This window comes from Caballeronia sp. INML2 (assembly GCF_023631365.1).
GTDB classification, from domain to species: domain Bacteria; phylum Pseudomonadota; class Gammaproteobacteria; order Burkholderiales; family Burkholderiaceae; genus Caballeronia; species Caballeronia turbans.
In genome coordinates, this window is sequence record NZ_JALQDH010000072.1 from 1 (window position 1) to 7,515 (window position 7,515).

Below are 7,515 nucleotides of genomic sequence, written 5' to 3' on the forward strand. Positions count from 1 at the left end.
GTTATTTGCGAACCCTGCAATCCAGGTTAGTACATCACGCAAATAAGGCAACGAATTTTTAACTCAAGACACTAGGTAATGCCATTCTTGGGCGCGCCCCTCGCCGCGGGAGGGGCCGAGCGGGCGGGGCGTGTTTCGCCTTTTGCTAGCACAGAAATACAGGATGCTTCCGTTCTGGCGGCCCAACGCCTACAACGATAGTGAGCGGCTTTCGTTCGTGACGCGTCGTGGCGATGGCGCGGCGCACGACGGCGCGGCGTTTTCGGTGTCAACCGATAGCGGAGGCGGATTGGCTATCAACTGAAGCGCAGCGTTCAGGAGGTATGCGATTGCAATGCGCTGTGCCCGTGCTCGATCGGAGAAAACCTGGATACGAAAATTTCTGGACGTCTCAGACCGTACTGGATGGCATGCTGTCGACCCAGCGCCGGTGCAGTTCGTGCATCCTCGCGAAAGCAGGTGGTTTTGGACGTTTCATCGGCGCTGGCCTGAACGCCGACGGACATCAAGACGACGGCCGGAGGAAGCGATCGTGGGATAAGCGCGGCCGTGCGCGCGCCCGGTCGGGAGGCTTCCTTTGCATGCCGCCTGGCCGAAACACGAATACGTTGGTCTCCGCTGCAATATGGATCGTAGGGAGAGAGCGAACATGGACTGGAATCGCTGGTACAGCGCAAAGAGCTACCTAAGATCTTCGCTGTGGACTGTGCCGCTCATCGCAGTCGCGATCTATGCCGTGGTAAAACCTCTGACTGAAATGCTAGGAAGGTGGATGATTAGGCAAGCCATCCTTGATCCGAAAACCGGTTTTCTTGGACTGTCCATGACTGGGGCGCGGTCGCTCCTCGGTGACATCGTTTCCGCAGACCTGGCGTTTCTGGTGTTTACGTTCGCCTCGCTGCTCGTCGCAATCCAGGTCGCTGGCGGGCAGTACACCCCGCGGATCATTGCGACGACCCTGCTGCGCGATAACATCATCCGTAGCATCTCGGGATTGTTCGTTTTCACAATGCTGTTCGCCGATAGAACGCAGAGCTGGATGGGTGAGAATGAAGTACACCAACTTCAAGTGTTCCTTGCTGCGCTATTTGGGTTCGCCTCGGTCGTCGCGTTCCTTTTCCTAATTGACTACGCCGCGAAATCTCTGCGTCCGGTAAGCCTCGTGGCACGCGTCGGGAAGCACGGGACGGCGGTCATAGAGAGCGTTTATCCCGCTCCGACTAGGGGCGCGATTAACGTGCCGGAACGTGACAACGAGCGAGGCGCCCCTGATCGCATTGTTCGTCACGGCGGCAAATCTGGCATCGTTCTGGCCGTGAATCTGGAAAGGCTGGTGGCCAAGGCGCGGCGCACTGACTCAGTTATCGAATTCGTGCCGCAAGTCGGTGATTTCGTCGCGGTGGACGAACCCTTGTTCTATTTGTACGGGAACAGTGGCGCAATCGATGAGAGCAGGCTCCGCACACTGGTCGCTTTCGGGACGGAACGCACGATGGAGCAGGACCCTATGTTCGCGTTTCGCATCCTGGTCGATATTGCGCTGAAAGCGCTGTCGGCGGCGATCAACGATCCGACCACGGCCGTGCTTGCGATCGACCAAGTGCACCGACTGTTGCGTGTCGTGGGCAAACGGTCGCTGCACATCGAAGAGATTGTGGATAGATCGGGGCGGGTGCGTGCGATCTTGCGGACGCCCAATTGGGAAGACTTCGTGCATATCAGTTTTCGCGAGATACGACAGTACGGCGCGGGCAGCATTCAAATCGCGCGGCGGCTGCGCGCGGCGATAGAGAATCTCATCCAAAGCCTGCCGGAACATCGTCATGAAGCATTGCGCGTCGAGCTGGCACTGCTCGACCGCGCGATCGTCTCGACGCACCCATTTCCGGAGGACCTGGCGTTAGCCCGTATTCCCGACTCGCAAGGGCTTGGAGGTTCGGCAGGCTCGACCGCAAACGACTAACCCTTTCGGAGGCAAATCGTGGACAAACTCATAATGGGTATCGTTGAATTCCGCGAGAAAATGCTGCCGCAATACGCGAAGCAGTTCAGCGAACTCGCGCTCGCGCAGACACCTGATGCGCTCTTCATCACGTGCTCGGACAGCCGGGTTGTGCCGGACCTGCTTGCCTCGACCCATCCGGGCGATCTGTTCACGATGCGCAACGTCGGGAACCTGATACCACCGGCGACTGCGGAAGGGGTCTCTACCGGTGACCTTTCCGAGGCAAGCGCGATCGAGTACGCAGTGCTGGTGTTGAAGGTCGCGAATATTGTTGTGTGCGGGCATTCCGAGTGCGGTGCGATGAAAGCCGTGTATACACGCAACGCCAAGCTGAAAGCGCCGAACCTCGATAAATGGCTGTACCACGCGAACAACGCAGCGTTTCGCCTCGAGCACGAAGGTCCGCTCAATGACAGGCTGAAACCGCACGATCAATTGTCGCAACTCAATGTACTTGTTCAGCTTGAGCATCTGATGACCTACCCGATCGTGCACCAGCAAGTCACTGCGGGCGCACTGGTGTTGAGTGGCTGGTGGTTCGACATCGCGACTGGCGACATGTATGCCTATGAGCGCACGAGCCGCTCATTCGAAGTCATCGACCGCTCGATGGCTGATCGGATGATTGCGCGCCTTGCTGCGCGGGCGAGGTGAAGATGCACGAAGCTCTTATGCACGATTGCCATCTCACGTCGACGGGGTAGCCGTGGCGAGACTGGTCGTGCGTTGAAGCCCATCGGAAACGCGACTGACATGGTCTGCGCACGAAGGACCGCTGTCTGGTGCGGAGCCGACATTTGAATGCCCTGGAGGCGCGGCCCGATATCCGCAGATGGCCCGGCTGCTGCCCCACAGCCGAGCAGCCGATGCTGGCCCGCCGTCGAACGTCGAAATTCCGCACGTGAAAGGCCGCGCGTTTCATGAGGCCGGTGACAAATTTAATTCGCGTCGTCCGAACGCTTGTCCAGCAAGGCTGGAGCATTACGCGAACGCCGCGGCGTCGCGAGTTGACAGAATTACTGTCGCAACGGTGACAAATTCAATTCGGTCTACGGCTGAAAGACCCGTCGGTGCCGGTCAATCTGAACTGGCAGACTTATGCGGGTCCGGAATCGCGTTACTGCCCGGCGGCCGTGCATGAGTTCGTCAAGAACGACGGCGGCGAGCGTCTCGTGATCCATGCGCAGAACTGCGTGCTTGAGTCGATTCTGTGAGCGGTGGACCGGCGCATCCCATCGACGCAACAGGCGCATTGATTACCGTCAAGGCTCTCCGAACTGAGCGTGTTCACGGCCGCTTCGCGTTGAATTCGCACAGGCAGTCTCGGAGGACGACATCACGAATCACGTGCTCGCGTTCAGCCAGACGGGACAGATATCAAAGTACGCCGTGCCGCAGGTGGTGAAGATCGTCGATCGACTTCAAAAGACGAGCGTCGGCAAATTGAACAAGAAGCGGCTGCGCGAACAGTTCGCGTGATCGCACAAACGGAAAGCATCATCATGAGCATTATTGGATACAGCATGGCGACGATCGACGAGTTCGTCGGTCAGGAGTTGGGCATGTCGGACTGGGTCGTCGTCGACCAGGCGCGCATCGACGCCTTCGCGCAATGCACAGGCGACACGCAGTGCATTCACTTGAACGAAGAACGCGCGAAACGCGAGAGCCCTTTCGGCGCAACCATCGCGCACGGCTATCTGACACTTTCGTTGCTGGCGAGCTCGCGATCGAAGTAGGCGTCATTCCGTCGGATGCTTCAGCCGGCTTGAACTACGGGCTCGACAAGGTGCGCTTCATGACGCCGGTCAGAGCCGGCGCCCGCGTGCGAAGCCGCGTGGTGCTGGCTTCCGTCGAAAGGAAGGGCGGTGGCCGGATCGTCGTCAAGACGGACAGCGAACTGCAGATCGAAGGCGAAGACAAGCCCGCACTGATTGCGCAGACACTTGTGATGCTCGTCGCGTGACGGTCGCGCAGTCAGAGAAGGCAAAAAACGAAGGAATGGAGATCGAAGTGGCAGCAAACATGAACAGAGAGAACAACGACATTACGGCTGGCGCGACCGACGGCATGCTCGGGCCCAATCCGTTCGTCGGGCTGCGCGCCATTGATATTTTCGCCGCCGTCCAGCAGATCGGCGCGCAGGCGATGCTACATCCCGCGCTCCTGCTCGATCAGACCGCGGCGCTCGCCCGCGATCTGACGTCGGTTGTGACCGGCAACGAACCATCCTTGCCGCAGCAAGGCGACAAACGCTTCGCCGATCCGGCATGGCGCGATCAGCCGCTGTACCGCACCACGCTGCAGGGCTATCAGGCGTGGCGTAGTGCACTCGCTGGCTTCGTCGAGCGCTCGGCACTCGATGATACGAGCAAGGAACGCGCGCAGTTCGTGATGTCGCTCATGACCGACGCCCTCGCGCCGACCAACACACTGGCGGGCAATCCCGCGGCGCTCAGGAAGTTCGTCGATTCGGGCGGAACGAGTCTCGCTGCGGGCCTGAGGAACATGCTGGCCGATACGCTGAACAACAAGGGCATGCCCACCCAGGTCGACAAGACGGCGTTCGACGTCGGAAGGAATCTCGGCACTTCGCCCCGGTGCAGTCGTGTTTCGTAACGAGGTCCTCGAACTCATTCAGTACGCGCCAGCGACCCCGAACGTCTACGCTCGCGCGCAACTGATCGTGCCGCCGCAGATCAACAAGTTCTACATCTTCGATCTGGCTGCGAACAAGAGCATCGTCGAGTATCTGGTGAAGAACGAGTTTCAGGTGTTCGCCGTGAGCTGGCGCAATCCCACCGAGGAGCACCGCGACTGGGACATGGACACGTATGTCGCCGCGCTCATCGAAGCGATCCAGGCGGTGCGCGACATCACCGGTAACGCGGATGTCAACCTGCATGGCGCATGCTCCGGTGCGATGACGATCTCCGCGCTGCTCGGCCATCTGGCAAGCCGCGGTCAGAAGACAATCAATGCGGCCACGCTGATGGTGGCGGTGCTGGACAATACCGCCCAGTCGCAGCTCGGGCTCTTTACCACGCCCGAGGCCGTCGAGATGGCCAAACAGAACAGCATGGCTAAGGGTGTGCTGGAAGGCGAGGAAATCGGTCGCGTGTTCGCCTGGATGAGACCCAACGATCTCGTCTGGAACTTCTGGATCAACAACTATCTGCTCGGCAAGGCGCCGCCGGCCTTCGACATTCTCTACTGGAACACCGACACGACACGTCTTCCGGCGAAGCTGCACGGCCAGTTGCTCGACATCTTCAAGGACAACCTCTTCACCAAGCCCCGGGCACTGAACGTCCTTGGCACGCCGGTCGATTTGTCCGAGGTCACGTGCGACACGTACGTGATGGCTGGCATGACCGACCACATCACGCCCTGGCGAGGCGTCTACAACACGGCGCGCGCATTCGGCGGCAACACGCGTTACGTGCTGAGTTCGAGCGGGCATATCCAGAGCCTGATCAATCCGCCGGGCAATCCCAAAGCAAAGTTCTTCTGTAATGCAGACCTGCCCGAAGACGCCGACGCATGGCTCGCCGGGGCTCAACCTCATGCCGATTCGTGGTGGGACGACTGGCGCCAGTGGCTCGCCGAACGCTCGGGCGAACTGCGCGCCGCGCCCAAGACGCTTGGCAACAGGCGGCACAAGCGACTGGCCGATGCACCGGGAGCCTAAGTCCGCGAGGCCTGATCCGAACGCGTGACCCGGCCTCGCGATGCGCAATGCTGGCGCGCTCGCGCGGCGAACCGTTGAATTTCATAAGGAAAAGAACGATGGAAAGTGTGCGCACCATGGACATCCAGAGCGTCGTTCTGGAAGGTCAATTGCTGCGGGTCGGCATCTGGCGAGGCAGCGATGCTTCGCCGCCGCTCGTGATCTTCAATGGCATCGGCGCCAATCTCGAACTGGTCCAGCCGTTCGTCGATGCGCTCGGTGATGTGGAAGTCGTGATGTTCGATATTCCGGGCGTGGGCGGATCGCCCGCGCCGCTTGCGCCGTATCGATTCTCCACGCTGTCGGCGCTGACCGACAAGCTGCTCGTGAAGCTCGGCTATGCGGGACCGGTGGACGTGCTCGGCGTGTCGTGGGGTGGGGCGCTCGCACAGCAGTTCGCGTATCAGTATCCGTCGCGTTGCCGGCGGCTGGTACTTGCTTCCACCTCGCCGGGCGTCATCATGGTGCCCGGCCGTATTTCCGTGCTTTCCAAGCTGATCGGGTCTCGCCGCTATAACGATCCGGAGTTTTTGCAGGAGGTCGGCGCGGAGATCTATGGCGGTGCATACCGGAGCGATCCCGAGTTGCTGAAGGAACACGGACGTCACATTCAGGCGCCGGGCGGGCGTGGCTACGTGTACCAGTTGCTGGCGGTGTGGGGTTGGAGCAGCTTGCTCTGGCTAGGCTGCCTGCGCCAGCCAACGCTCGTCATGCACGGTGACGACGACCCCATCGTGCCGCTCGTCAACGCGAAGATTCTCGCGTCCCGTATCCGTCAGGCGACGCTTCATGTTGTCGAGGACGGACACCTCTTTCTCGTCACGCGGACGAGCGAAGTGGCTCCCCTCGTGCGCGACTTCCTGCTGCGGGAGTTGCGCCGGACAGTTCCAAGATCGGGCGTGTTCCCGCACACGATTCCGGCGCAATTCGCACGCAGGATAGGGCTGGCTACACACCAGCGGATAGAAGGTGAGTAAGACGTTGGGTCTTACACGCGCGATGTTCGGCTTCAGACGTGAAACATGTTCGCAGTGACAGTTGGCGATGTTCGCCACCACTGCCCATGCCCAATCGTCGATTAGCTTTAGGGCGTACTCGACACTGGACTGCTGTATCAAAGCACCTCGGCGGCAACGTTCCAGCCCCAAGCGCCTAACCTTGGGCACGTCTATCAACTCAAGGATGGCGGCATCTATTCCAGCTACTGGGGCCTGAAGGGAAGCGAAGACATTGGCGGCGGCTACAAGATCAACTTCAAGCTGCAGGGCGCTTTCAACAGATGCCGGCGCCGCCAGCAATCGAACACATTGCTGACGTAAAACCCAGCTCGCCTCAATAACGTCATTGTCCGCCGACCCTCGTAGTCTTGCGACGAACGTCCCCGAAAAACACTAAACTTCGATACGCCAGCTGAGCGATTTAACCAAATCGTTGCATCGACCGGTTGAATCCGCCGTCGTGAAGCGTCAGTCGTGCCTGCCCGACCGCAGCCGTTCCGAAGGATTCCGATGACGCGCGGAAGCTTGAATCCCTGCGGCGTGCCAGCCGGCGCAACCGGCCGGCCGCCACACCGTTATTGGCCCATCTCTTTAAGAGATAGAGCATTTTTCACCGACGTAACTCCGGCTACGCTCTTCGCAACCTTGGTGGCTTGATCGATTTGGGTTGGGTCGGGGACGTGTCCGGCAAGCACAACTGAACCGCCCGGCTTTGTCGGAGACTGCCGAGTTTGGCGCTACGCCGCGCGAGCGGAGCGCGCCAGATTCCGATTGTAAGCTTC

Annotated in this window: 4 protein-coding genes and 5 pseudogenes; 8 read left to right on the forward strand and 1 reads right to left on the reverse strand. The window is 60.1% G+C overall.

The features are described from left to right. Window positions 1-649 precede the first annotated feature (649 nt). The 8 genes and pseudogenes from NCT32_RS24810 to NCT32_RS24840 form a co-directional block, all read left to right on the forward strand. Window positions 650-1,963 carry a DUF2254 domain-containing protein gene (locus NCT32_RS24810; protein WP_061121954.1) on the forward strand — a complete coding sequence of 438 codons (1,314 nt, stop codon included), beginning with the start codon at window positions 650-652 and terminating at the stop codon, window positions 1,961-1,963. A gap of 18 nt (window positions 1,964-1,981) precedes the next feature. Then, window positions 1,982-2,659 (forward strand): carbonic anhydrase, encoded by a 678-nt coding sequence (locus NCT32_RS24815; RefSeq protein ID WP_061121953.1) that lies wholly within the window; start codon window positions 1,982-1,984, stop codon window positions 2,657-2,659. A gap of 395 nt (window positions 2,660-3,054) precedes the next feature. Then, a pseudogene (locus NCT32_RS24820) lies at window positions 3,055-3,201 on the forward strand (4Fe-4S dicluster domain-containing protein); the annotation flags it as partial. 151 nt (window positions 3,202-3,352) lie between these two features. Continuing rightward, a complete protein-coding gene (locus NCT32_RS37305; protein ID WP_284508548.1) occupies window positions 3,353-3,484 on the forward strand; it encodes a hypothetical protein in 132 nt (43 codons plus the stop codon). 23 nt (window positions 3,485-3,507) lie between these two features. Beyond that, window positions 3,508-3,971: pseudogene (locus tag NCT32_RS24825) on the forward strand (MaoC family dehydratase). A 59-nt stretch (window positions 3,972-4,030) separates the two neighbouring features. Further along, window positions 4,031-5,696 (forward strand): annotated as a pseudogene (locus NCT32_RS24830) (alpha/beta fold hydrolase). A gap of 98 nt (window positions 5,697-5,794) precedes the next feature. Further along, a complete protein-coding gene (gene phaZ, locus NCT32_RS24835) occupies window positions 5,795-6,712 on the forward strand; it encodes a poly(3-hydroxyalkanoate) depolymerase (RefSeq protein ID WP_086961694.1) in 918 nt (305 codons plus the stop codon). A gap of 67 nt (window positions 6,713-6,779) precedes the next feature. Next, window positions 6,780-7,012: pseudogene (locus NCT32_RS24840) on the forward strand (porin); the annotation flags it as partial. Window positions 7,013-7,308: 296 nt separating this feature from the next. Here the strand turns inward: NCT32_RS24840 and NCT32_RS24845 are convergent. Continuing rightward, window positions 7,309-7,440, reverse strand: a pseudogene (locus NCT32_RS24845) (BON domain-containing protein); the annotation flags it as partial. Window positions 7,441-7,515: the final 75 nt, after the last annotated feature.